The sequence below is a fragment of the Enterococcus sp. SMC-9 genome, assembly GCF_021011285.1.
GTDB classification, from domain to species: Bacteria; Bacillota; Bacilli; order Lactobacillales; family Enterococcaceae; genus Enterococcus_C; species Enterococcus_C montenegrensis.
In genome coordinates, this window is record NZ_JAILYE010000004.1 from 306,680 (window position 1) to 333,082 (window position 26,403).

The 26,403-nt window shown below is 36.6% G+C and carries 26 protein-coding genes; 5 read left to right on the plus strand and 21 right to left on the minus strand.

Going from position 1 to position 26,403, the window contains the following annotated elements; translation table 11 throughout:
• The first annotated feature begins 51 nt into the window (after positions 1-51).
• Positions 52-564 carry a TetR/AcrR family transcriptional regulator gene (locus tag K4422_RS07935; protein ID WP_230710367.1) on the plus strand — a complete coding sequence of 171 codons (513 nt, stop codon included), beginning with the start codon at positions 52-54 and terminating at the stop codon, positions 562-564.
• Positions 565-1,051: 487 nt separating this feature from the next.
• On the opposite strand, the gene K4422_RS07940 is transcribed toward K4422_RS07935, so the two are convergent.
• Entirely contained in the window at positions 1,052-1,780 is a 729-nt protein-coding gene (locus K4422_RS07940; RefSeq protein ID WP_230710369.1) for a GNAT family N-acetyltransferase, read from the minus strand.
• A 189-nt stretch (positions 1,781-1,969) separates the two neighbouring features.
• Between K4422_RS07940 and K4422_RS07945 the strand changes: the two genes are divergently transcribed.
• Positions 1,970-2,980, plus strand: a complete 1,011-nt coding sequence (locus K4422_RS07945; protein WP_206902187.1) for a LacI family DNA-binding transcriptional regulator — start codon at positions 1,970-1,972, stop codon at positions 2,978-2,980.
• 54 nt (positions 2,981-3,034) lie between these two features.
• Here the strand turns inward: K4422_RS07945 and K4422_RS07950 are convergent, their stop codons facing one another.
• From K4422_RS07950 to K4422_RS08025, 16 genes are all read right to left on the minus strand, one after another.
• Entirely contained in the window at positions 3,035-4,717 is a 1,683-nt protein-coding gene (locus K4422_RS07950; RefSeq protein WP_206902186.1) for a PTS lactose transporter subunit IIBC, read from the minus strand.
• Between the two features lie 19 nt (positions 4,718-4,736).
• The gene (locus K4422_RS07955; protein WP_206902185.1) at positions 4,737-5,057 is read right to left on the minus strand and encodes a PTS lactose/cellobiose transporter subunit IIA; all 321 of its coding nucleotides are present in this window, start codon (positions 5,055-5,057) and stop codon (positions 4,737-4,739) included.
• 60 nt (positions 5,058-5,117) lie between these two features.
• Entirely contained in the window at positions 5,118-6,521 is a 1,404-nt protein-coding gene (lacG, locus tag K4422_RS07960) for a 6-phospho-beta-galactosidase (RefSeq protein ID WP_206902184.1), read from the minus strand.
• 222 nt (positions 6,522-6,743) lie between these two features.
• Positions 6,744-7,925, minus strand: a complete 1,182-nt coding sequence (locus tag K4422_RS07965; RefSeq protein WP_206902183.1) for an acetate/propionate family kinase — start codon at positions 7,923-7,925, stop codon at positions 6,744-6,746.
• A 20-nt stretch (positions 7,926-7,945) separates the two neighbouring features.
• Positions 7,946-8,947, minus strand: coding sequence for a class I SAM-dependent methyltransferase (locus tag K4422_RS07970; protein WP_206902182.1), 1,002 nt, complete (start codon positions 8,945-8,947; stop codon positions 7,946-7,948).
• 187 nt (positions 8,948-9,134) lie between these two features.
• Complete coding sequence (gene comGG, locus K4422_RS07975) at positions 9,135-9,518, minus strand: competence type IV pilus minor pilin ComGG (protein ID WP_230710371.1); 384 nt, start codon at positions 9,516-9,518, stop codon at positions 9,135-9,137.
• Positions 9,496-9,915: a competence type IV pilus minor pilin ComGF gene (gene comGF / locus K4422_RS07980; RefSeq protein ID WP_230710373.1), complete on the minus strand. Its 420-nt coding sequence runs from the start codon at positions 9,913-9,915 to the stop codon at positions 9,496-9,498. Before comGF ends, comGG begins: the two co-directional genes overlap by 23 nt.
• On the minus strand, positions 9,905-10,216 hold the full coding sequence (locus tag K4422_RS07985; RefSeq protein ID WP_230710375.1) for a hypothetical protein: 312 nt from the start codon (positions 10,214-10,216) through the stop codon (positions 9,905-9,907). The genes comGF and K4422_RS07985 overlap by 11 nt, the downstream gene beginning before the upstream one ends.
• Positions 10,197-10,622 carry a competence type IV pilus minor pilin ComGD gene (gene comGD, locus K4422_RS07990; protein ID WP_206902178.1) on the minus strand — a complete coding sequence of 142 codons (426 nt, stop codon included), beginning with the start codon at positions 10,620-10,622 and terminating at the stop codon, positions 10,197-10,199. Before comGD ends, K4422_RS07985 begins: the two co-directional genes overlap by 20 nt.
• Before the next feature lie 4 nt (positions 10,623-10,626).
• Positions 10,627-10,998, minus strand: coding sequence for a competence type IV pilus major pilin ComGC (gene comGC / locus K4422_RS07995; protein ID WP_442896729.1), 372 nt, complete (start codon positions 10,996-10,998; stop codon positions 10,627-10,629).
• Positions 10,973-11,986 carry a competence type IV pilus assembly protein ComGB gene (gene comGB, locus K4422_RS08000; protein WP_230710377.1) on the minus strand — a complete coding sequence of 338 codons (1,014 nt, stop codon included), beginning with the start codon at positions 11,984-11,986 and terminating at the stop codon, positions 10,973-10,975. The genes comGC and comGB overlap by 26 nt, the downstream gene beginning before the upstream one ends.
• On the minus strand, positions 11,958-12,896 hold the full coding sequence (comGA, locus tag K4422_RS08005; protein WP_230710379.1) for a competence type IV pilus ATPase ComGA: 939 nt from the start codon (positions 12,894-12,896) through the stop codon (positions 11,958-11,960). The genes comGB and comGA overlap by 29 nt, the downstream gene beginning before the upstream one ends.
• 230 nt (positions 12,897-13,126) lie before the next feature.
• Positions 13,127-13,786 carry a tRNA (guanosine(46)-N7)-methyltransferase TrmB gene (gene trmB / locus K4422_RS08010; RefSeq protein ID WP_206903921.1) on the minus strand — a complete coding sequence of 220 codons (660 nt, stop codon included), beginning with the start codon at positions 13,784-13,786 and terminating at the stop codon, positions 13,127-13,129.
• An 85-nt stretch (positions 13,787-13,871) separates the two neighbouring features.
• Positions 13,872-14,651 carry a phosphotransferase family protein gene (locus K4422_RS08015; protein ID WP_206903922.1) on the minus strand — a complete coding sequence of 260 codons (780 nt, stop codon included), beginning with the start codon at positions 14,649-14,651 and terminating at the stop codon, positions 13,872-13,874.
• A 120-nt stretch (positions 14,652-14,771) separates the two neighbouring features.
• A complete protein-coding gene (locus K4422_RS08020) occupies positions 14,772-15,980 on the minus strand; it encodes an ABC transporter permease (protein WP_230710381.1) in 1,209 nt (402 codons plus the stop codon).
• Positions 15,973-16,716 carry an ABC transporter ATP-binding protein gene (locus tag K4422_RS08025; protein WP_230710383.1) on the minus strand — a complete coding sequence of 248 codons (744 nt, stop codon included), beginning with the start codon at positions 16,714-16,716 and terminating at the stop codon, positions 15,973-15,975. The genes K4422_RS08020 and K4422_RS08025 overlap by 8 nt, the downstream gene beginning before the upstream one ends.
• 178 nt (positions 16,717-16,894) lie before the next feature.
• Between K4422_RS08025 and K4422_RS08030 the strand changes: the two genes are divergently transcribed.
• The 3 genes from K4422_RS08030 (at position 16,895) to K4422_RS08040 (ending at position 18,822) form a co-directional block, all read left to right on the plus strand.
• The gene (locus K4422_RS08030) at positions 16,895-17,320 is read left to right on the plus strand and encodes an HIT family protein (RefSeq protein WP_230710385.1); all 426 of its coding nucleotides are present in this window, start codon (positions 16,895-16,897) and stop codon (positions 17,318-17,320) included.
• Positions 17,321-17,704 carry a YtxH domain-containing protein gene (locus tag K4422_RS08035; protein WP_230710387.1) on the plus strand — a complete coding sequence of 128 codons (384 nt, stop codon included), beginning with the start codon at positions 17,321-17,323 and terminating at the stop codon, positions 17,702-17,704.
• A gap of 122 nt (positions 17,705-17,826) precedes the next feature.
• The gene (locus K4422_RS08040) at positions 17,827-18,822 is read left to right on the plus strand and encodes a peptidylprolyl isomerase (RefSeq protein ID WP_206903927.1); all 996 of its coding nucleotides are present in this window, start codon (positions 17,827-17,829) and stop codon (positions 18,820-18,822) included.
• 188 nt (positions 18,823-19,010) lie between these two features.
• Here the strand turns inward: K4422_RS08040 and K4422_RS08045 are convergent, their stop codons facing one another.
• The 4 genes from K4422_RS08045 to K4422_RS08060 form a co-directional block, all read right to left on the minus strand.
• A complete protein-coding gene (locus K4422_RS08045) occupies positions 19,011-21,296 on the minus strand; it encodes a cation-translocating P-type ATPase (RefSeq protein ID WP_230710389.1) in 2,286 nt (761 codons plus the stop codon).
• A 241-nt stretch (positions 21,297-21,537) separates the two neighbouring features.
• On the minus strand, positions 21,538-22,482 hold the full coding sequence (locus tag K4422_RS08050; protein WP_230710391.1) for a 3'-5' exoribonuclease YhaM family protein: 945 nt from the start codon (positions 22,480-22,482) through the stop codon (positions 21,538-21,540).
• A 46-nt stretch (positions 22,483-22,528) separates the two neighbouring features.
• Positions 22,529-25,138 (minus strand): ATP-binding protein, encoded by a 2,610-nt coding sequence (locus tag K4422_RS08055; protein WP_230710407.1) that lies wholly within the window; start codon positions 25,136-25,138, stop codon positions 22,529-22,531.
• Positions 25,138-26,322, minus strand: coding sequence for a metallophosphoesterase family protein (locus tag K4422_RS08060; RefSeq protein ID WP_230710409.1), 1,185 nt, complete (start codon positions 26,320-26,322; stop codon positions 25,138-25,140). The genes K4422_RS08055 and K4422_RS08060 overlap by 1 nt, the downstream gene beginning before the upstream one ends.
• Positions 26,323-26,403: the final 81 nt, after the last annotated feature.

Consider the following 26,403-nt stretch of genomic DNA (forward strand, 5'->3'; position numbering starts at 1 on the left):
TCAACAGATTTAGAAGTATGTTGATTACTCAACATAAAAGGATGAATGATTATGGATAGAAGAAAAAGGAAGACGCAAGCCAATATTGTCAATGCGTTTTATGAAGTTATCGCAAAAGAAAGCTTTGAACAACTCACAGTAAGCAAACTGTGTGAAGTAGCTGATATTAATAGAGGAACGTTCTATCTTAATTATCTGGACAAGTATGATTTGCTTGAACAAGTAATTAAGAAAGAGATCAGAAGTTTAACTGAATTTTGTGCAGAACATGAAGAAAATGCAGATCACTTAACAAAAACCCTCGAATATATGTTAACTAAAAAAGACATGATTTCCTTATTACTAAAAGCAGATACTCAGGGTTTCTTTACTACTCAATTGAGAGATTTCTTACTGACAGAAAACTATTCTGTCTCAGAGGTGAACGCAATCTTTATCACCAATGGTTTGGTAGGCGTATTGACACACTTGCTTACAACCAACGAGCCTTCTGAAAAGATAATTTCAGACTTTACAAGATTTTTAAGGCAACATCAAAACTTTATTGAACTTACGAAATCATAAATACCAACCTAGACACAAACTACAGGAGCGTTAGCGACAAAAGCTAACGCTCTATTTGTTTACATTCACACAGACGGTTTAACACTTAAACCCTTCATGACTTTACAGGCACCTAAACATTTTTTGACAATTCCACAGATAAGATAAAATCCAACTCATTTATCCTACCATCACCTAAAAATGACTTAGAAACACCTAAGGAGATAAGTAGCTAGGACACCCCCAGAAAAATCTTAGTAATTGCTACATTTACTGATAAAAAGTTAAGCAAACTAAAGCAATATTGTCAGAAGCATTCTTTAAGGAATCTTTTGTGCTTCTATCACCTTAGGTACTACTTGATGAGGTAGTAAGTTTTAGACGTTGAGGAACTAACAGCTAATTCAATCTATCGCTTAAAACAATTGCTTGTAAGACTTTTTCAATGAAAAAAGTAGCAATATCATGTCACGATTTGTTATTGAAGTACTATTTTTGATAACCTAAGTTAATCATCATCTTTTTTCACAAAACTAATCGCCGTCCAACCCATTTTATAGCCTGCATTCAAAAAAGCATTAATAGAATCTGTATGTGAAAATTCCGTTCTTGCCACCGGAATCTTCGTATTATTCGTCCCATGCCTAATTTCAGCTGTAAGCTTTTGAATTAACTTTGTCGCCAATCCTTGTTTACGATAATGTGGCAAAATATTCATACCAATTTCGTAACAGTATTTGCCATTTTCATTACAGCCGGCCATCCCGATAATTTCACCATTCATTTGATAGGCAACCCCTATTTTGTCAGGGTCTTCATCGCTATCGGCGAAACATTGATCAAAATTTTTTTGATTTTTAAATTGCTTAATATCTTCTTCATAAAAAATTTTTATGGCTTCATCTTCTTTATTGACTATTTTTTGAGGAAGTAAAAACGTGCCCCACTCATTTAAAGAATAACCATTTTCTGCTAAAATCGCTTGGAAAGTTTGAATATTTTGTAATTCAAAAAACCACTGATTGTTTTTGCCTTGATATTGTTTTTTTAATTGCGCCAGTAAAGGTGCGCTATTTGCCCGTACATAAAGTTTTCCTTGATAAATAAGCGCAACACCGGCAAATCTATGATAGGAAAACATTTCTTTTGTCGGTTGTCCATAACAAAAAACATCTGTAGTTAAGTCAGCTATAGAACAGCCAATATCAAGAGCAAATTGTTCTGTTATTGTATGCATATATTCTCCAATCGTAAAAATAATGTACCTAACTTTCCAATTCATTATAGCTTATAAATTAAATACTTACCTACCTGGGTTATTTAAACAAATCAAGCTCATCTTCTTCTATTCCAAATGAAAGGAATAAACATATACCATAGTTTTTTGTAAATTTATTTAGTATAATTATTAAAAAGGGGGAGCTTTATGGTAACAATAAGAGAAATTGCAAAACAGTCAGGCTTCTCATCAGCAACGATTTCACGCCTTTTTAAAGGCGATGAGTCTTTAGCGATAACGCCAAAAACTAAAGAAAAAATCATTACAACCGCTCTTACAATGGGGTATGATCGGTCTAAAATTAAAACTACTTTATACAAAATTGCTGTCTTATTTTGGCTATCTGAATCAGAAGTGCAAGAAGATGTTTTTTTTAGAAATTTAAAAGACGGACTTAAAAAATATGGCAAGATAGCTGGTATGGAACTGGTTTTTATTAGTAGAGAAAAAGGGATTGAATCTATTCCAGAAGATGTTTCAGGCTTCATTGCAATTGGCCCTATTACAAAAGAAGAGTTAACTGTACTGTATGAAAAGGGAATTAAAGGGGTAGTACGTGGGATTAATCCCACCCCAAAACTTTTTGATACCGTTGATTCTAATACCAGAGAGATGACACGTGAAGCTATTGACTTATTTCTAGCTGAAGGATTTACAAAAATTGGCTTTATCGGAGGAAAGTTTTTTAATCCAAGTACAAAAAAAGAAGAGTTAGATAATCGTGAACGAGCTTTTCGTGAACATTTGGCTAATAAAGGGTTATTAAATGAAAAGTACATTTTTACTAAAGGTAAATTTACAATGGAAACTGGGATTGAATTGGCAAAAGAAATGGTAGATTCTTTGAAAGATGATCTACCAGAGGCCTGTTTTATTGCTTCTGATACAATTGCTGTGGGTGCGCTACAAGGCTTTAATGATAAAGGCGTATTTTTACCAAACCAAATGGCACTCATCAGTGTGAATGATTACGAAATGGCAAAATTTGTCACGCCTCCACTTTCCACTTTTCATATTGATATCGAAGAAATGGCAAAATCAACTATCGATTTATTGTCAGATCAGTTGGTCTATCCTCGCGACATCACCAAAACTATATTATTAAGTGCCAATTTAGTTGTACGGAAAAGTTTTATTCCCTTCACAAATTCAAATTAGAAAAAGGCTTCAAAAGATAATTCACCGTTATCTTTTGAAGCCTTTTTTATTCCGCTATATAGCAGAAAGAACAAAATCAATTGCTCCTTTTGGATTGTTGGTCAAACTGATATATTCCGCCCCTTTTGTCGCGACTACTTTTACCCCCAATTTATCTGCGTCTTTTCTTATATCCTCTAAATAGGCGTTAACTTGAGGAGCTAAAATAACTAAATCAAAATTTTTCATAATATCATAATGTGAGCCATATGCGCCTGCTTGTGCCTTTAGCTTAACCCCCGTTTCTTTAGCCCCTTCTTCCAATGCGTTTGCTAACATTGCAGAAGTTCCTGCTCCCGCACATAAGACCAATACTTTTTTTTCTGCGTCAACTGTATCATCCAATTGTGAGATGACAGTTGCTGCCGTAGCTCCAACTGTTTCAACTACGTGGGTTAATTCTTCTTTTACCTCTGCTACTTCGATATTCTTAGCTTCTTCTAATACTAATTCTGCATCATAAGCTTTAATAAAGGGTAAATAAATTACCGTATCAACCAATAATAATACGCCTGCTAAAACAAAGGCTAACGGGGCAAAGCCTGTTCCCATTACTAACCCAATTGGTGCTGGAGTAGCCCACGGTAAAACAGAAATGAAACTATTCATACTGAGCACATCAACAAAGAATTTAAAGATACACACATTCACCATTGGAGCTAGAAGAAATGGCACGAAAAAATAAGGATTCAAGATAACAGGAGCAGCAAATAATAACGGTTCATTTACTGCAAAACAGACTGGAATAAACGATGCTTTACCAACTGCTTTTAGTTGTTTGGATTTCGCAAACAGCATGAATAAAAATGGCACGACCAAAGTAGCTCCTGTTCCTCCCATTGTACCGACAAAATTTCCTAACCCCACAGTTAAAACTTTTGATGCTTGCTCACCGTTTTTGAAAAGTTCAAAGTTCGTTTCAACGTTTGCATATATAATGGCAGCAATTGCTGGCTCTACAATAGATGGACCATGTACACCAACAAACCAGAATAACGCCATTGCTCCCCAGATAATAGCAATACCTACGTAGCCATCAGCCGCAGAAAATAGCGGTTGTAGTAACTCAATAACTGATTCTGCCAAGGAAGCTTCTGTTGCCATTCGTACTAAAACATCTAATATTGCAGCAATAAAAGCCGCAATTGAAAAAGGAATAATATCTCGAAACATCTGGGTAATAGTACCGGGTACTTCTTTTGGCATTTTGATTGTTAAATCACGTTTCACACAAAATTTATATACGTTTACCGTAATAAATGCAGCGATAAAAGCAGCAATTAAACCTTTTGTTCCCATATATCCGGTAGAAATACCCCCATCGATTTGATCGGCACCAAGTAATAAAAAGCTTATAATTGAAGCAAGCATAACGGAAATTTCATTAATTTGTTTGCCAGAATCTGATAGTCTTCGATTCATTGAATTAGCCAAACAACGTGCTGTTGTTCCTGCAACCAATAAGCCCACAAAGCCCATTGAGTATCCATAAACTTTCCATAACCAATTGGCAAATGCTTCTGGTAGTGCAATACCAAACACTTCTGGCACTGCGGCAATCATAATGAAAATACTTGAAAATAAAATCGCAGGCATTGCTGTTAGGAACCCATCTCGAATTGCTCCGAGATAGATATTACGAGATATTTTTTCGAAAAACGGTTTCATTTTTTCAATTTGCTTAATAATAACGTTCATTTTACAACTTCCTTCCTTTTTAATTTCCGTACTTTTCTTGATAAAGAGAAATAAAATCTTGAACAAGTTCACGAAGTAAAATCGTTGTCATTAGATGATCTTGTCCGTGAATAAAAATAAATCCAATTTCCAAATTTGTACCGCTAGCTTCTTCAGCTAATGCCTTTGTTTGTGCATTATGTGCCAATTTCAAATTTTCATCTGCATCTGCTAACAGAGCTTCATAGCTATCGAAGTTTCCCAATCGAACATCTTGTAATGCTTTTAACAAGCTACTGCGAGCATCCCCTGCATAAGCAACAATTTCAAAGCCTAACATTGCTAACTCTTCCTTATTCATTTTTAATTCCTCCTAATTTATTATGATCAAAGTAAGAAAATACCTCTGCCTTTACATTTTTTAGATAATGGTTTTTGTTTCACTCACAAACTTATACCAATAAGCCGATTCTTTTGGATAACGTTTCTGTGTTTCAAAATCAATGTAAAATAGTCCATACCGCTTGGTGTAACCGTTGACCCATGAGAATACATCCATCAATGACCAGATGAAATATCCAGCTACATTTACACCTTCTTCACACGCATCTGCAATAGAATTAAAATGTTGCCGGACATAGTCAATACGTGCATCATCCATGATAATACCTTCTTCAAATTCATCTTTATACCCCAGACCATTTTCTGTAATAAATATTTTATTGTAATTAGGGTATTCATTTTTGATGCGAATCAACAAATCATATAGCCCCTTAGGATAAATAATCCAATCCCAATCAGTTTTAGGTAAATCCTCTCTTACTATTCGCTCACCAATCCCCTTAATTTGGTATACCTGCGTTCCTTTTTCACCAGTAGTATTGTAATGAAGCTTGCTTTCGCCATCATACGCTTTAACCCAGTGACTTCCATAGTTGTTAATCCCTAAAAAATCATTTCGATTTGATGCTTTTTTCATTTCAATAAAATCTTCTTCATCTATTTCAACAGTTTGACTATTTGCGGCTAATATCTCATTAACCAATTCCATCGTTTCTGGCGAATAATAACCAAAATAAGTTGCATCTAACAAAAATTTGATTGATAAAGCATCATCCAACGCTGCAGCATGTCTATCTTTAAGACTTTCACTAGCTGGATATTTTGTCTCTAACGAGTGTACAACTCCAATTTCACCAGCATAGTTTCCTTCTTTAAATACATTTACTGCTCGGGCATGTGCATACATCATATTGTGTAAGCAAGTCACTGTTTTTGCGATATCAAATTGTACCTCGGGTGGAAACGAACCTAATAAGTATTGATTGGAAGCAACAGGGTAAATTTCGTTAAAAGTACTCCAATAATAAACTTCAGTAAATTCTTCAAAACAAAATTTTGCATAATCAACAAAGTAGTCTATATTCTTTCGATTTAAAAAATCTCCATCATCAAACAATGATTTTGGTGTATCGAAGTGATGCAATGTTACAAAAGGAATCACCCCTTGTTTTTTACATTCTGCAAAAACTTTGTGATAATATTCCACACCTTTATGATTAATTTCGCCATATCCATTTGGAAAAATTCTACTCCAAGAAATAGACATACGAATACTATCAATTTTGAATTTTTTACATAACGCGATATCCACTGCGTATTGATTATAAAAGTCACTAGCCGGATTCGCTGAATATCGACCTTTTTCAACTAAAAATTGATCCCAGGCAACTTGTCCTTTACCATCAACATCTGTAGAACCTTCACATTGATAAGCAGCCGTAGCACCGCCCATAATGAAATCTTTTGGTAATTTTTTTAGCATTGTATTATCTCCTTATCTTCTAAATCCGTTCTAAAACCTGCTAATAAAATAAATATACTCTAATTAGTGAATTTATTTACTAATCGAATGTATCATAATTTTTTTGAATTGTAAACGTTTTTCTAAATTTATTGTCTATTTTTAGTAAATTAATTTATTTAGTGTAAAAAAAATAGGCGTATAGGTAGTTGAACTACCTATACGCCTATTTCAAGCTCTAAATTAACGTAAACGTTCTACGTCCCGGGCAATCATTAATTCTTCGTCAGTTGGAATTAGTAATACTTTTACTTTTGATTCTGGTGTAGAGATGTCTAATTCTTCACCGCGAACTTTATTTTTCTCTGAATCGATTTCGCAACCAAACCAAGTCATGCCTTTAATAACTTCATTACGCACGTGCGCATCATTTTCACCGATACCCGCCGTGAAGACAATTGCATCAACGCCGTTCATTGTTGTTACGTAGCCGCCAATGTATTTGCGAATACGGTCAGTGAAGACATCATACGCAATTTTTACTTCTTCTTTATCATAGTTTGCTTCAAGATCACGCATGTCGCTGGAAAGACCTGTTAGACCAAGTAAACCAGATTTTTTATTTAAAATATCAACCATTTCTTCAATGTTGATGTTTAATTTATCCATTAAGTATGGTAAAACGGCTGGGTCAATATCACCAGAACGTGTCCCCATTGTTACACCAGCAAGTGGTGTGAAGCCCATTGAAGTATCAACAGATTTACCACCATCAACAGCTGTGATTGAAGCTCCATTACCTAAATGGCATGTAATAATTTTTAACTCTTCAATTGGTTTACCTAACATTTCAGCAGCACGTTCTGAAACATAGCGATGGCTAGTGCCGTGGAAGCCATATTTACGCACTTTGAAGTCATTATAGTATTCCATTGGCAAGCTATATAGATAGTTGTGTTTTGGCATTGACGCGTGGAATGAAGTATCAAAAACAGCAACACTGATAATTTCTGGTAAGATTTTTTTGAAAGCTTGAATTCCCATTAAGTTAGCTGGATTATGTAATGGTGCAAATTCAGCTAATGCTTGGATGTTTTCCATTACTTCATCGTCGATAACAACAGAATCTTTATATGTTTCGCCGCCGTGAACAACGCGATGACCAACACCGGTAATTTCGTCATAGTTGGCTAAAATTTCTAAATCGATTAATTTATCCAACAACATTTTAACAGCAACTTCATGGTCATGAATATCCACAACCTCATTGTATTTTTTATCTTCGCCGTATTTAATTGTGAAGATTGAATCTTTTAAGCCGATTCTTTCCACGATTCCTTTAGCGACAACACTTTCTTCTGGCATTTGATACAATTGCCATTTCAAACTTGAGCTTCCTGCATTGATTGCGATTGTTTTAGACATGTTACTCTCCTTCTAAATAATTAATTAGCTAACTTCCAGTCTTCAAATTGTTTAAAGAATTTAGCAATGACTTTTTCATCTGTTAGTGAAGCCAATTTTGCTAAAAAGACTTCCTTTTGACTTGCATTTTCACCATGATTTTGCACGATTAGAATGCTTTTACGTGATTGTTCGGAACGGAAAAGTTGGTCTGGCAATTGGATTAAACCTTGTAAAAAGACTTTTTCAGCCAACCACTTTTTGAAATATGTCGCTTGTTCAGACTCAAGTAAATTACTTGGTACTAAAAACAAACCATAGCCCGCGTCTTTCACATAATTCATTGCTTGTTCCATCAATAAATGATGTGCGTATGAATGTCCTTGGGTGACACCGGTGATAAAATCTTGCACTTTTTGATCGTTAGGATAGTAGCCAATTGGTAAATCAGAAATTGCCGCATCAGTTGGATCTAATAATAAGTCTTGCAAGCTGTCTTGATGGAAAAGCTGCATATTCCCTTTAGTCCATTCTGCATCTGCCGCTGCGACCGCCAATAACGTATCGTCGATATCAACACCAACACCCTTTGCTTCATAACCAGCAATTTTTAAGTTTAACAGGGCTGTTAATAATAAATTCCCCATTCCTACTGCTGGATCAAAAATAGTTAAGCTTTGTTTTTTGTCAGAATAAAACTGCTCCAATAAATAAACAAACAAAAATCCTAACCCATCTGGTGTTAACTGATGATTGGCTTGCAACTTTTCTGTCTTACTACCTTTTAATAAAAGTAATTGGGATAACTTTCGTAAATCTTCTCCTGCTAAAGGGATTTCCTTTAGCTCTGTGTATAATGCTTCGATTTTCCCAACAGTCTCAGCATTTGGTACACCATCTAAGATTCGTACAGTAAATCCATCCAATTGGTTTTCCACATTCTCGATGTATGCATCCAGAAATGAGGACCCCAAAGCATTTTGCAGCAGTTGGACTGCTTCAAGATTCAATGAAAAAGCTTTTTCGAATTGATCAGGAAACATATGACACCTTCTTTCTGGAGATTATAACACCTTTTGTACCTGTTTAATGATAGCCGATTCCTAAAAAATTATCAATCAAAAATTCATATTTTTGTTTGTGAAACAACGAACATACGGCTTTTTTGAGAAGGATACCAAAAAGCTGAGAAACACAAATGGTAAGGTTTTCTCAGCAACTGTTATATTCCTAATCCGAAACAGATTTTTTGTTATCTTTAAAACGTTGAGAAAGCTTTGTCAGCTCTGTTTTACTAACCAAAAAATGAAAACTTTGTTTATCCAACCGGATTGTAAGTTTCAGACTGTCCTTTTCTTTGGCAAATTCACACTTTCCTTGTGAAAAGTTCACGACACCTTTTTTACGTTCTTCAATTGGTAGTGTGAAATAGTAAACGAAAAATAATTCTTGCATCGTTTTGGCGCGGTACAACCTTTCTGTTTTTATCGTACCTGTTACAGTAATAAAATGGTGTGTTAAAACCCCATAACTAACCAGGCTCAGCAATGCGACTAATAATAATGCGGAAAGTAAGACACTTGCTTTTGGTTTAGTTTTCCACCCATTTCCCATAACAAACCCTCCCAGATTGAAAGAATACTTTTAACGTCACACTTTTCGTAGTTAAATCTTTTGAAAACCGTAAATGGTAAACATCCATTAAAAGCGGTTGATGCCCTAACTTATCCACTTTTTTTCGAATCATGTTTTGCCCTTTTTCAATCGAGATTGTCTGCCCTTTTTGATCTTTACACTTTAAAATGGCCTCTGTACAAGAAATCATGCTAGTATTTTGTAGCTCATTTTCTAATTGCAACATAAACGTTGCAAACTCCTGCTCTTCTCTACTCATAATATGCTCTTTTAGGCGGATCGTTCGTAAGAAAAGCCCCGTAATCAACAATAAACATAAATTGAAAATTAATAATGCTATCAAACATTCTAAGAGGGTAAATGCTTTAATTTTCAAGTTGCACCTCCATTACCACACCGTCTGTCTCACAATAAAAATGATAAGCTTGCGGATTATAGCGAATATGGTAGCTTTGGTCATCATAAATTAGAGTCTGGGTAAGCTTGCCACCTTGTCGCAGGATAATTTTTGCCTCTTCATACATTATGCGGCTTTGTGTCAATCGTTCTTTGGCGTTGTTGCTTTGCGTTAGTAACTGCTGTTGTTGCTGGATTAAAATTAAGGCACAACCCGTTAAAATGGTAAGTGCCACCACAGCTTCCAGCAAAATAAAAGCTTTAGGTAATAGTTTTGACAAAACGGCCACTTCCCATCTGATACACGTATTCAATCCTTTGATTGCGATTTTCCCACTCGAAGGTTACAGTATCCATCCCAGAATAATTTCCCGTTGTTGCACTTATTGTGATACTATCTGGCATTTTATAAGACAACTCTGTCGGAATTTGCAAATCAGGATAGCTTTTATGTTCGGAAATTTTAAAATGCAGCAACTGTTCCTCCCGATTAATTTCAAGTGTCGTTCCGACTTGTTGGGCAATTGCAGTCTGTTGCAATAATAAAAAATTCTGCTCAAACTGCGCTAGAAATATTTCCACTTTCACTTTTTCTTCAGCCGGACGCAAAATTAACACCGGAATTAATAAAAAAGAAGTAATAACAACGAGTACGACTAAAGATTCTGCGAGAGTAAAGGCAGGCATTTTCTTATGGCATAGGCTTTTTGGGACTATTTTCTTCAGCATGTCTTTCATAGATTTCCCACTGTTCTTTTGTGACATAATTTTTTTCTATCAAATCTTCTCCCGTAGCCTTTTTATCATAATTTAATTCATACAATTCAATTTGTGTCGCAACCGTCTTAACGATGGCCGCTTCACTTCCTTTTTGTGCTTCATCTTTTTGTTGTGATAAATTGGGTACAAAAAGCAGCAATAAAATACTAATAATAAATAACACAACTAACATTTCGATGATCGTGAATGCAGAAAAATCTCTGTATCTTTTTGAAAATTTGAGTTTCTTAACTAGCAAGCGCACATTCTCTCTCCTCTCAGTTATATAGCTGGATGTTTCCATATAAAGGTAAAAACAAAGCACCATAAACACTAATAATTAAAACGGCAATGACCACAAAAACCAGCGGCTGGATCAGACTAATTGCTCTTTCAACTTTGCTATTTAACTTTTGCCCACACAATTTGCTATATAAAATAAGTTCGATGCCGAGTTTTCCTGTTGCCTGCCCTTGAAAAACAATCAGACTAAATTCCGGTGGTAAAAACGCGTATCCCTGCAATTTATCACTTAAGGACTCTCCTTTTTGCAAGGCACAATCCAGTTCAGTCGCCAATTGACTTAACAAAGAACTACTATCTGTCTTTTTCATAACGTAAATAATCTGGTTAATTTCTAATCCTTGTTGAAATAATTTTCCCCACTCCAAGGCAAAATAATTGGCGATAAAGAGGCGATAAAATTGTTTAACAACAGGTATTTGACTTAAAAAATTCGCCTGTGCTAAAGCGGAACTTTTTTTGAAGAACTGTTGAATAAGGCCATAGGCTAATACAAGTAGCAAAACAAAAATGAACAACACATACGGACTATAACGAAGAAATAAAATGCCCCAATGACGTTTGGATAACATGCCAGAAGCTAGCAATTGCGGTAATAAAAATTGATGCAAACTCACCATTACACCACTGACAAAAATGAGCAATAAAAAGGGATAACTTAAAACTTGTCGCAGGGCGCGCCTTTGCTTTGCAGCAAGTTGGAGTTGTTTTGCAATTTGTCCTAGTGTTTCAGCTAACAAGCCCTGTTCTGCTGCTAATTGTACTTGGGCGATTTCGCTGGCGGTAAAGTCAAGTGTTTGGAAAACTTCACTTAATTGTGTTCCTGTTGCTAATTTGTCACGAAATGCGCCTAATTTTTCTGCGTTAAAACCGTGACTTCGCTGGATAACTTCAATAGCTTGCAGTAAAGTAAAGCCGCTTAGCAATAAATCGGCTAAAGTTTTTACAAAGCGCTGTTTTTCAGTTTTCTTGCTGGTAAATTTTTTCATCGATTCGCCCTTCTTCAACTAATCGCGCCAAATTTTGTTGCCAATTAGAAAATGGTAGTTCATGTTCAAACTGATAAGCCAATAAACTCGCAATTTCCCCCCTTTTATCAGGCAACAAGCGCTGATAAACAATACCACCTAAACAATAATCCAATTCATTTTCAATCGGCAGTAAATCCCGCAGACGACTTTTGGTCTCCATTAAATTAGCCGCATGAACTGTGGCAAAAACTTTGTGTCCGGTCAGTGCGGCTCGAATCGCCGCCTTGGCTGTTAAAGCGTCACGAATTTCACCAATGATGAGACAATCCGGACGATGTCGTAAAGCCAGTTGGATCAACTTATCATACGTTTGTCCAATCGCCTCATTCGTTTGTAATTGCAAAAAAGTGCTTTCTTCAATTTCTACGGGATCTTCAATCGTAATGACTTGACCACCATCTGATTTAGCGAGACGATACATTAATGTTGTCTTGCCCGAACCTGTCGGGCCACTGAATAAATACAAGCGTCTTTTTTGAATCATTGCACCTACAATTGCCAATTGTTCCGGTAAATAGAAATGTGCGACTTTGGCGATGGGCTGTAAAAAGCGCAGAACTAAACTTTCATTCCCTTGATAATTTCCCACAACGGAAAGACGCAAACGTTGCTCTCCCATTGCTGTTTCATAGGTGATAGCTCCTAGTTGCACTTTTCTTTTCTCTCCGACATCCATTTGACCTAAATATTTAAACCGGGCAATTAATTTTTCAGCACTATCTTTTGGGATGCTATCAAAATGAATACGTCTACTGCCTTGGCGAAATTGTATCTGCCATAGTTGGTTTTCTGGCGTAATATATAAGTCTTCCATTTTGTGCGTCATCCCATAGGTAATTAACGTTTCAGATAATTCGGTGACGTCCATCTACTTTCCTCCTCACAAAGAATTACGCCAAAAAAATAAATTTTTGTTTACCAACAGGAACTTTTTTTATTAGCCAAATAAAACGCAACGCCGCTTTAAAAATTGCAGCTTTTCAGCAAGAAAAGCTGTAGGAAGCCTTCAGATCTAAGATATAACAAAAGCTATTCTTTCTTTATAAATAAAAAAAACTGGGACAAAAGTCATAAACTTTTGTCCCAGTTTTTAGCTGTTTAACGTTGTTTTTTAGTTTTATCTGCAAATTGGGCTTCCACACGATAAATGGGTTGACCTTTGGCGCTGAATTTTTCTTCGTATTCCGTCATAACGTTGTCAGCAAACTCACTATTGTGTAAGTCTAACCAAACTTGTTTTAACGTCATACCATATTGCGAAAAACTAGCCAATGAATATTCAAATAATCCTTGATTATCGGTTTTAAAGTGAATCTCCCCTTTTGGTTTCAAAATGGCTTCATCCACTGCTAAAAAGTCTGGTGAAGTCAACCGGCGTTTAATATGCCGTTTTTTGGGCCAAGGATCAGAGAAATTCAAATAAATTTGATCGATTTCACTATCTGCAAAATATTCAGTTAAGGCTGAGCCGTCAACATGTAAAAGACGTAAATTTTTGACTTCTGTCGCCAAGGCCTTATCCAAAGCGTGGGAAACCACGCTTACTTGCATATCGATTCCGATATAATTAATATTAGGATTTTGCTGGGCCATCCCACTAATAAAACGCCCTTTTCCCATTCCAATTTCAATTTGAAGTGGTTTATTATTGCCAAACACTTCATGCCAGTTGCCTTTATGGGCTGTCGGCTCTGCAATCACGATTTCTGGATGTGCCGTAAGCATTTCTTCGGCACCATTTCTTTTTCTTACCCGCATGCTCATTTCCTTTCTTTTTCCTAACTAAATTGAAGCAACTCACAAAAAAAGAGCAAAGTCAAAAGCTTCCGCCTACGACATCGCTCTACTCACTAAAAATTCGTTTAATTTGAATAATGACTTCATTCATTGTTTCAAAATCACCACGAACGTAATATTTTTTGACTTCTTGTAACAACGACATCAAAGCATACCAGTATACTTTTTCCAAATTGGCGCCATTTGGCATCATACCATAACTCATTAACCAGCGACTCCAAGAAGATTTAGGTAAATAATGACCCAAAAACGTGCCGATATCCACTGCTGGATCACTAAAACAAATAGAATCCCAGTCTACCAAATATAAATAATTACGACAGACTAGCCAATTACGATGATTGACATCACCGTGAACCACCGCCACATCTTCTTTTGTGAATTCGGGTATATTATGCTTTAAATAATGCAAAACCAATTGTAAAAAACGATTTTCTGCAATCGGGTTTGCCAATGCACTCTCGTATTGTTCTAACATCATTTTCGGGGTTAAAACTTCACCGCCGATTTTTTGTAGCATCCGTTTTAAGGACTGGGAATGATGCAATTGATATAAGACATCCACAACATCATTTCTTTTTCCGATTTCTTCAGCAGTTAAAATTGTTCCTTCCAACCATTCCTGAGCTGAAAAAGTATCGCCATTGCCGGTTCTTTTGGTCCAAATTAACCGCGGGGTAATCCCTTCTTTTGAAAGAGCAGCAAGCATTGGCGTTGTGTTGCGCTTCACAAAAACTTTATCGTTTTCCCGCGAGCCAACATACGCTTTTCCGGTATCGCCTTTAATGGGACTTAAATTCCATTCTTGGCCTAACTGAATATCCATCGCTCCGTCCTCCTTCAAAACAAAAGTACCCCCATTCTAGCGGTCTCACGCGCTATCGTCAAGCGCATATACGTTCCCCTGAAGTGCTTTTTAAGAGCTTTTTTATTTTAATGCCCGCTATTATGCCATCTTCTTTAAACGACGCGGGACATACCAACGGGTAAAGAAAAATACCATGAGAAAATATGCAGCGATTACTAAGAAACGCTCGTACCATAAAGATAGCGCCAAACTGGCACTAATTGCAAAAACAAAAGCCGCCAAACTTAATAACAGCAAGAGTAAAACTTGTAATGCTTTAGCCTTTTGTTGGCTAGAAACTGGATAAAGTTGGGTTAAAATCATATAGCGAAATTGATTGTATAACGGGATTAATTGAAAGCCAATCATATAAATAAACAAAATGCCTAAACCCAAACTAAAATAGACGTCTTGAACAAAATACAACAATAAACTTCCAATCACTACTAAACGGATAAAAAGACCGCTGTATTCTGAACCTCTGGCAAATCGTCTCGCATATAAATACAAATACGTATTTTTTTGCTGCGGTTTGATTTTTTGCAAAACACCATCTAAATACGCGCGGCGTTTAACTGTCGCTGTGATTTCTGGTACATCAGTAAAAAGATTGATAAATTGGTAAATGCGGTGAAGCCGGCTTTTCTCCATGCCAATCATTTTTTCCCAATCTAAATTCTCTTCGCTTTTTGCTAATAATTTGAAAATGCCCACCCCAGTGACAAACGCTAAAATTAAACCGATAAAAGGATTTAAAAAAATACCAGCTGCAAGACAAAGTACTGATAAAACCAGCCAAAGCAGTTCGACTTGCCTTAATTTTGATGGTGCTACTTGATAAATTTTTAGTGTGGCAATTTTTAATTGCGCAAGTTTTAACAGCCACATCGTTCCTAACAGAATGAAAAAGGCGGGAAATTTAATAGCGGTAGTTGCCACTAAAAGCGGCATTAAAAAACCTAAAACTAATAGTTCTATAAAAAAAGGCAACAATAGAGAATAGTTAAAAGCTCCTTTAAAATACTCTTTCAATGCTCGTTCTTTGGGCAACAAAAAGACAATATCGGCTTCTTGCATTAAAGTTGCAAAACGTCCCAACGGCAAAATTGCGACTAAAATCAGTAATGCTACTCCTGCTGCCGGCCAAAAATTACGTGGCAGGGATTTGACAAACTCGGAATAATAAAGCCCAACTCCCCCAAGTAAAAAGACACAAATTAAGACAAAATGATCATTAAAGACATAGCGCAGATATTTTTGCATATGGCGCTGATGTAATGCTAGACGCTTTTTAAACAACTCACGCATTTTTTATCACCTGCGCTTTAGTTAAATGCAAATAAATTTCATCTAAGTCGGCGCCTTCTAAGCCAAATGTCGCCTGTAATTCAGCTAAGCTCCCTTGGGCGATGATTTCACCTTCGTGCAAGACAATAAAACGATCGCAATATTTTTCAGCTGTAGCCAAAATGTGAGTAGACATTAGGATAGCCGCACCATTTCTTTTCATTTGTTCCATCAATTCCAATAACGCGTTGATTGCCAATGGATCTAACCCTAAAAATGGTTCATCGATAATATAAAGGCTCGGTTCGATTAAAAAGGCACACAATACCATCACCTTTTGTTTCATCCCCTTTGAAAATTTAGCCGGAAACCACTCCAACTTATTTTCCAAGCGAAATGTTTTTAACAAAGGTTCCGCTCGTTTGAAGGCTTCTTTTTGCGGTATGTCATAGGCCATTGCCGTCACTTCAATGTGTTCTTTTAAGGTCAATTCCTCATACAAAGAAGGTGTTTCGGGAATGTAGCCGATTTGTTTGCGATAATTTTCTGGGTCTTTTTTTAACGTTAAGTCATTTAAGGTGATACTGCCCTTTTGTGGTTGTAATAGTCCGATAATTTCTTTAATTGTCGTACTTTTACCGGCTCCATTTAACCCAATCAGCCCGACTAATTCTCCTTCACCAATCGAAAAATTTAAATTTTTTAAAACAGGAAACTGACCATAGCCTCCTGTTAAATCTTTTACTATTAAACTCATTTTGATAAGCTCCTTTATCTCAGCTTTTAAAATTTAAATTGAACACAGTCTCATTATACCAAAAAACACCCTTTCTCTGAAAAAAACTGGCTGGTTGTGGTAAAGTAAGAATAACGAAATCCATCAAAAACTCACAGCAAAAAATTAGCGCTGTTAAAAATTAGAGAGGATGAAATTCATGGAAAATTGTATTTTTTGTAAAATCGCAGCAGGTGAAATTCCAAGCTATAAAGTTTACGAAGATGATGTCGTCTATGCCTTTTTAGATTTATCTCAAGTGACACAAGGACATACCTTAGTTATCCCGAAAAAACACGTCACCGATATTTTTGAATACGATGAAAAATTGGCCAGTGCCGTGTTTGCCCGCATTCCCAAAATTGCCCGCGCGCTAGAAGCGGCTTTTCCGGAGATGGAAGGTTTAAACATTTTAAACAACAATAAAGAGTTGGCTTATCAATCTGTTTTTCATTCTCATATCCATTTGATTCCCCGCTATGAAAAAACAGATGACTTCTCTGTTCATTTTGGTGATCATCAAGGTCTGCATAATGAAGCTGAATTAAAAGCCATTGCCACAGCAATTGCAAAGCAGGTGAAATAAATGTTAAAAAGTTTCCTTAAAGGCTTAGTCGTTGGTTCTGTTGCCGGCGGTGTGGGTACGTTACTCACGGTACCAAGAAGCGGCAATGAAACTCGGGCAAAATTAGCCCAAGAGCTAGATGTTGCTACCCAAACAACACTTGAGTTAAATAATAGCTTAACAAATTTCAAAAAAGCGCTGCAGACAACCCAACAAACAGCACAAGCGATTATCCCTGCTTTTACTGCCGGGTTAGAACAAGATATTACAGACTTCAAATTTCAAGCAGAGCCACGGATTGCCCAAATAAAAGACCAAGTCAAAACGTTAAGTGAACATGTCGATGTCTTAGCAGATCCTCCGCTACAAAATGCAGATACACCGGTACACTCTAAGGAAAACTAAAGAAAAGCGACCATTGTGTGAATTTTGTTTGAAACTTCCAGCCAGTGATTTTTTTTAAAAACAGAATGTGCTATAGTAATATTTGTGAAAATTAAATTGAAAATACAGGAGTGCTCGACTAAATGAAGAAAAAAATGTTATTAGCCGCTGTCAGCGCAATGGCTGTTTTATCCCTTGCTGCTTGTGGCTCTAAAGACCAAGACATCGCCACAATGAAAGGTTCAAAAATCACGGTTTCAGATTTTTACGATCAAGCAAAATATGATTCTAATAATCAACAAACAATCCGTAACATGATTATTTTAAAAGTTTTCGGTGACAAGTATGGCGACAAAGTGGACCAAAAAGCAATCGACAAGCAATACAATGAACAAGCAAAAGTTTACGGCGATTCATTTGAACAACAATTGGAACAATCTGGTTTCACTAAGAAAACTTTCAAAGAATATTTAACCCAACAAGCAGCTTTAGAAAAAGGGATCAAATCTCATGTTAAAGTTACTGATAAAGATTTAAAAACCGCTTGGGATTCTTTCCATCCAGAAGTTGATGCCCATATCATCGCTGCTGCTAGTGAAGACGAAGCGAAAAAATTAAAAGAAGAAGTAAGTAAAAAAGATGCTGACTTTGAAAAAATTGCCAAGAAGAGTTCAACTGATTCTGCTACCAAAGAAAAAGGTGGTAAAATCTCCTTTGATTCTCAAACAGCAAGTGTGCCAGCTGATGTGAAAACAGCTGCTTTCAAACTGAAAGACGGCGAAGTTTCTGCTGTTATCCCTGTGACTGACCAATCTACTATGATGACAAGCTATTACGTTGTCCGGATGGATAAAAATAAGGCCAAAGGCAATTCAATGGACCCTTACAAAAAAGAATTAAAAGAAATTGCGATCAATACCAAAGCATCTGACTCTACTTTCTCTGCTAAAGTAATCGGTCAAGAATTAAAAGATGCTAACGTAAAAGTAAAAGATGATGCCCTACAAAACATCTTAAGCGACTTTATTGAAGCTGCTGAAACAAAAGATACAAAATCAAGCTCAACGAAAGATTCAAAAGCTGACTCTTCTACTGAAGAATCAAAAACAGCTGAAAGTTCAACTGCTGAATCTAAATAATGTAGTAGCTAATAACACCGGCAACAGCTATAAACTATGCTGATTGCAACTAAACTGCACCATTCAAAAACCGCTAGGACAAAGTATTAACTTTTGTCCTAGCGGTTTTTTATAACGATAAAAAAATATCTTTATTACAAGCTGTCAAAATTTCCCAACAGAAATCAGCTTACTTTTGTTGGCTTTTCCTACTTCACTTTTTTCTTCATCAACCAAGTTATCAGTCCATATAAAATGCTATTTCCCAGCATCAATATAGCAAATACTGGTATCGTCGCCGAAGTTAAAAAGCCAATTTCTAGAATTTTATGAAATAACATTGCTGCCACATAAATTCCGCCAATGGTAGTAATCGTTAAAAATAACCGTAATGGATTAAGCGGTAAGCAAGCTCTAATCACGGCTAGACAGCTGATACCAATTAATAAATAATACATTAATGTGGTGGTCTGCATCTGGGGCCAATTGGCTTGTTGCGCAAGTATTGCCACGGCCAAAACATTCACTACAACTAATAAGGCATTCGGTAAAGCAGATTTCAGTGCTGTAGGTAAAAATTTCCCACTAACTTTTGTTTTGTTGCTTTCAAAAGATAAAAAGAAAGAAGGATAGCCTTCAATCGCCAAGTCAATCAAGGTAATTTGAATTGGGATAAAAGGAAAAGCACTGACACTGAATAAACAAATAATGGCTAGTAAGAAAGAATAAATCGTTTTGATAAAAAAGATACCGGAGACTTTGGTCACATTGTTTACAACCCGTCGTCCTTCAAACAAGACTTCTGGTAACGTGGTAAAGTCTGAATCGAGTAATACCAAATTGGAAATTTGGCGGGTCGCTGCATCCCCGTCAGCCATCGCAATACTGACATCCGCTTCACGCAAAGCCAAAACGTCATTGACACCATCGCCTGTCATCGCAACTGTTCCTCCGGCTTTTTTTAAAGCTTGAACCAAGAGTTTCTTTTGTTGTGGGGCAACGCGACCAAAAACCGTATATTTCAATGCTGCTTCTTTTACTTCCTCATCTGTTTTACAGGTCGTTAGATCAATATATTGTTCATAATGTGGTAATCCTGCTCGTTTGGCAATATTGGAAACAGTAATCGGATTATCACCAGAGATAACTTTTAACGCAACACCTTCTTGATCTAAATAAGCAAGGGTTTCTTCTGCTTTGTTGCGAATAATATCTTCAATTTCAATTACTGCGATTGCCTGCGGTTCTTCTTGGTCAGCTGCTACGGCAATCACTAAAACACGCAATCCTTGTTCTTGTGCGTGCAAAACTATAGGTGGAATATTTTCTTTTGCCAATACGCGTTCTGGCGCCCCCAAGTAGACTGTCCCAATCGTTGCCAAATCCATTTTGCTCCATTTTCGTTCAGAAGAAAAAGGGGTCACTTGGCTAGCAGCATAGGTAGTCGTTTCCGGAAAATAATCCCGTAGTGCTTGCATCGTCACATTACTATCTGTACTATTTTTTAAATAACTTCCAATAATTGCAAAAAGTTGTTCTGTGTACGCTTCTTGTACACTGTGTAATTTTAAAACCCGCATATCCCCTTTGGTAATCGTACCAGTCTTATCCAAACAAAGCGTATCCACATGAGCAAGGGTTTCAATTGCGTACATATCTTGAACCAAAATTCTCTTTTTCGCTAGTTTGGTAACCCCCGTGGTTAGCGCAATACTAATTAATAAAACCAGACCTTTGGGTAACATCCCCAACACAGCAGCAGCCGAAACAACCACAGCTTCTTTTGTACCACTAGAACGCAGGAAAAATGCTTCTAAGAAAAGTAAAATACCAAAAGGGATAATGACAAAACTTGTGAATTTTGCAACTTGACGAATGGCCCGAATTAATTCTGAATTAAGTGGTTTATGATTTTTCGCTTCATTGGTTAATTTCACGGCATAATTATCTTTGCCTACATGGACAACTTGAGCGAATACTTCCCCACTAACTAAAAAACTCCCAGACAACAAGGAGGCCCCCGCCTGCTTTGCAATTAGGTCTGATTCTCCGGTCAACATTGCTTCATTGACTTCAGCAAAGCCTGTGACAACTTGCATATCCGACGGAACTTGTTCGCCGGCACCTATTTTCACCAAATCATCCATTACCAATTCTGTAGAATCTACCTTTACTTCTATCCCGTCACGCAGGACGCTAACCTGCTTTTTATTCACGATTGAAAGTTTTTGAACCAAATTACGGGCATGAATCTCTTGATAGATACCAATTGTGATATTGATCAAAATAATGATCAGATAAAACATATTGCTATATGCGCCCACTAAGAACAGGCAAATTCCAATCAATAAATTCAAAAAATTAAATAGGGTGACTAAATTATCGTAAAAGATTGCCCCCGTTGATTTGGTTGCACTTTCAGTAAAATTATTTTGCAATCCTTGTTCTTTTCGCTCCTGCACTGCAGCTAAGCTTAAACCACTTCTATTTTCCAAATTTAGCGTCTCCTTTTGAAAATCGTCTACAAAAAAAGATAACACAGGAAATTTTTATTTACTGAAATTCATTGAAATTTTCTAACCGCCTTATAAAAAGTTTAAGAAAAATGGACCAGCAAAAAAACGTGTCTCACTCTTTAGTGTTCGGACACTACACGACAAAAAAGCCTAGTTTACCCCGATTAAAATTAACGGTGTAAACTAAGCTATTGTTATTTTCATCACTTTAATTTAAAGATTACACGTCTTTGGGCAGATAAAAACTGCGATTGTCCATCCCAAAAATGCGATCAGAGTAATTTCCCGGTTGTGTTTGGCGCAAAGACGTCAACATCATTTGCATGGAGGCATCTAAATTATCAATTTGATGCAAAATTTCTGCTTCCATAATGCGGGGACGAACTGGCGACCCATACTCTAACAAACCGTGATGTGCTAAGACCATGTGCCGTAAAACCACAATGTCTTCTTCATTTTCATCAAATTTTAAAGCAATACAGGCTTTCGTAATTTCTTCATCCACCAACACCAAATGTCCAACCAAATTTCCCACGAGCGTGTATTCTGTTGACATCGGGCCCGACAACTCAATCACTTTTCCTAAGTCATGTAAAATGACGCCTGCGTATAATAAAGATGGATTCAACTCTGGATATTCTTTGACGATGGCTTTGGCTAAGCGCAACATCGAAACCGTATGATAAGCTAGACCACCGGCAAAAGCATGGTGATTGCGTTTTGCTGCTGGATAGTCAAAAAATTCTTTTTGATATTTATTCAACAAAAAGCGGACGATTCGATTCCAATGGGGATTGATAATCTCAAATAAGGTCTGATTGATCTCTTCTTCCATCTCTTCTTTTTTAAGTGGTGCTCGCTCCATATATTGCGTTGGTTCGCTGGGTTCATCAGCGCGAGCAAGACGCAAATGGATGATCTTCACTTGAGGATTGCCATTGTACAATTCGCGTTTTCCTTGCAAGGCAACCACTTTTCCTGCTTCAAATTTATTAATTTCTTCTTCAGAAGCATCCCAAAATTTACCATCAATCGTTCCAGATGTATCTTGGAAAGTAAATGCAATAAATTTTTTACCGTTTTTGGCTAAACGCACATCGGCATTCTTAATTAACAAAAAGGCTTGAAATTCTTCATCCACGGCTAAATCTTTTAATTTTTTCATGGCAATCTCCTTTTACTTCTTTTTTCCTTATCACAATTTTTTTCTACTAACGCAACAAGACAATCTTTTGCTGCAGCTTCTCATAATAGCTTACCATTTCTACGTCAGAAGACAAACAAATCACTTGATAGTGCTGTGAAAACTCTTGTAATAATACTGCCAGCTGTTCTTTGCGAACACTATCATAATGCAACCAGCCATCATCGATGATTAACGGACATAGCACATTTGTCTGCAAAGCTAAATAACCAAAGCGTAATGCCATAATCACTTGATCTTTCGTACCAGTCGAAAGTTCGTAAACTTTCCAACTTTGATTTTTAGTTTTGACCGCTAATTCCCCAGCGATAAAATCCAAGGAAAAATAATTATCCTTTGTCAAAAGTTTTAAATATTCACTGCTTTTTTGTAATAGTTGTGGCAACTGTTTATCTGAAAGCTCCGTGGCCAAATCACCTAATAAAGCTGCCATTAATTTATTTTTACTCCACTGTAAGGCAAGTTCATATACCTCACTATCTGCTTGAGCTAATCTTTGGCGCAACTCATCTAAGGTACCATCACTTTGCATTTGTTCCAGCTTTAATTGTGCCTTTTGCAAGTTACGGCTAAGTTTGCGGTCTTCTAGCTGCAACTCTGCTAGTTTACTTTTGACAGCAGCTAGCGCCATTGCCAATTGACTAGCGGTAATTTTTTGGGGGAATAGTTTTGCTAGTCGCGTCGCTAATTCTTGTTTTCGGGCTAAATCCCCTGCTTTTTGATGCATTTGGGCAATCCATAGTGGAATTTCTGTCGGTTGACTAATTCCCACACTTTGCAACAAGCGCTGATTTTCTGCCAATAATTGATCGAGTTGCTGTTGTAATAACTGGTTTTGCCGAATTAGTAGGGCAGCTGTCGGCTGTTCTTGTTGCAGCTTAACTTCTTGCATTTCATCGGTAAAATTTTGCAACAGCCGTAAACGCTGTAAAACATCTTGATTAGCTTGAGGCAACCATTTATCTAAAAATCGAAAACGTTGCAAAAAACTTCCATAGGCTTGATCTAATTGATCTAAACGTTGGTCGGCGTTCATTAGCGCTTCGTTTTTTATCAGATAATCTTTGGCAGCATTTTCCAACTGAACCAAAGCAGTTGGTAAATCTTCTGGGGATATAAGCTGGGGTAGCCTTTGTTGCAGTTGATACCAAAGTTCTTCTTGCTTAGCTATCAATTGCGTCACTGCTGTCTTTGTCTGATTTACTGGCTGCGCTTTGTTTTTTACTTTGGCTGTCTGATTGCTCTTTGTTTTTTGATAATACTTATACGTAGCAAAAATTAGCGCGATTGCCGCCATTGCCCATAAAATAAAACGTGCATTTTTACTTAAAAGGCCACTAATCAAAAAAATTAAAGCGACAATACCAGACATTATGGTAGCAAGTGGTGGTTTTACAGGCTGTTTTGGCGTACTTTTGTTATCAATTGCAGCTTGCAGGTGGGCACTTTGCCAAAGTTCTTCTTGTTTTGTCTGGGTAATTTTATCTGTTAGTTGCTGATAGTCTTGGGCTAAGTTTTTTATCAACTTAACCTTTTGCTGTGGATCTTCTCCTACCTGGAATTGGTACGTATCCTCTAATACCGTTACAGCTTCAATTAAGTCTTGTTGGACCTGGAGCTGATTTTGAAAATCATCGGTTAAACGTACCGCTGCAACTTGTTCTTGTAACAAACCTTTGATTTCACTTTCATGCTCGAGATAAAAGCGATAGCGATCGGTTAATCCTTGTGTTTCATTTAATGCAATTAAGGCTTGCTTTCCTTCGGCTAAACGTGTATTCAATTGATTATATTGATTGTAAAATTCTTGCAGTTTTTCTGGCTCTGCTCCTAAGTCATCGTTAGGATATTTTTTTTGCAAAAGTTGCCACTCTTCATATTGCGAGAAGCTGTTTTCTTTTTCTTTTAGTGTCAAATATTCTTGCTGTGTTTGCTGTATTTTTTCAGCTAATTCCTGCTGCCGCAATTCATCTTGTTTTTTTTCAGCCAAAAGATCAGTAATGGCGGCTTCTTTTGTTTCTTGCTGATAAACGTGTTGGGCGATTTTCTCTTTTTCTTTTAGCGCCTTGTTTAAAGCTTGGCGCTGTCCTCTAACTTTGAATATTTTTTGTTCATTATCCTGGTATTCTTGCTGTTTACCTAACAACTTTTTACTACCGGTAATCCCCAATGAAATTAAGGCATCATGAAGCGGCTTTTCTTGTAGGCGCTCTAATTGACTCAATTGTTCCTGCTGGAAAGTAAAGACATCTTCAAATAATTCACGATTCAAAGGTGCAATCAACTGATTTAACAGGTCATCGCTACCTGTTTGCTGGTCAAAATAAACTTTTGCTTTCCCACGGTTGACTTGTTTAAAGCGTTCGATTGTCACTTGTCCATGAATAGGTAGTACAATAACTAACCGTCCGCCATAACTCGTACCATCTAACGGTTCAAAATCTCGTTTCCGTCCTCTTTTAAGAGGGAAGCCAAACAACATTGCCATAATAAATTGATATAAGGTTGACTTGCCTGCTTCATTAGCACCATAAAACAACTGATTGCCCGCTGTAAAATCAATGGTTTTATTACGATATTTACCAAAACCGGTAATCTCCGCTCTTAGAAGTTGCATCAATCTTGCCCCCATTCAAATTGCTCGTTTAATTCGGCGGCTACTTGTTTTAAAACTTCTTGGCGAAATTCAGGATCTTCCAGCAGTAAAGTGGTATTTTTATTTATAGTAAGTTCGGTTAATACTTCTTTAAAAATCTCACCATGACTAAACTCTTGCAGTAATTGTGTTTTTAGTAAATCACTAGCTGGTAGCGAAATCTTATGTTTTGTTTCTTGTAATTTTAAAGTATGGACAAAAATTTGTGCCGGCCATTGTTGATTTAATAAGTCTTGTAATTGCCCATTTGTAATCATTTCAGCGAAATTTTGTAAATGTTCACTGTCAGTCAGGACTAATTCTAACAATAACGCTGTTTCAGCTGATACTGGTGCCAATTGTTTGCTCAAATAATTTAAAACGGTCGCATTATTTTCACAACTGGCTAATGAAATTGTTCTTTTTTGCCACCGTAATGCAGCTACTGGTCGTTTACTTACGTTAATGTTACTTCCAGTTAACTCCAGCAAAAGAACATTGCCTAAATCAAGTTCTTTTTTTGTATGTCCTTGGGGAGTACCTGGATAAATCATTTCAGCACTTAATTGTGTTGGTTGATGGATATGCCCCAAGGCCCAATAATCATAATTTTTACTCTTCAACTCACTCACACTAAAGGGCGCAAAATTAACATCCTGAACATCTCCGTGATAAATTCCAATGTGATAGTCTACTTCTAAATTCCGTAGCGGAAATTCTTGGGCCATTTTTTTTGTCAAATATTGCTGACGGTAGCTAAAACCAGATAACGCATATTTTTCACCATTTTTGGTAGTAGCAGTAATAGTTTTGACTGTTTCTGTTTCAAATAAGACAACATTATCTGGAAAAGCAAACCAGTAGCGATTTTTTTCATAATAATCATGATTACCAAAAATCAAATATACTGGAATCTCTGCTTGTGCTAACTTTTCAAATTGTTGCATCAACAACTGCTGATTTTTCAAAGAAGGATTCATTTGGTGAAAAGTATCGCCAGCAAAAATGACGAAGTCGACATTTTGCTCAATCGCTGTGGTGACGATATTTTTCAGTGTTTTTTCGTTGGCTTGATTTAACTTTTTTGAAAAATCTGCAGGCAGCTCTTTTGTTAAGCCTTCAAAAGTGCGATCAAAATGTAAATCAGCGACATGGATAAAGCGCATAATAACGCCTCCTTAATTCAATAGTTTCACTTTAGCTTTATCATAAAAAGTAAGGAACGATTTTGAGCTTAATGGTTTGAA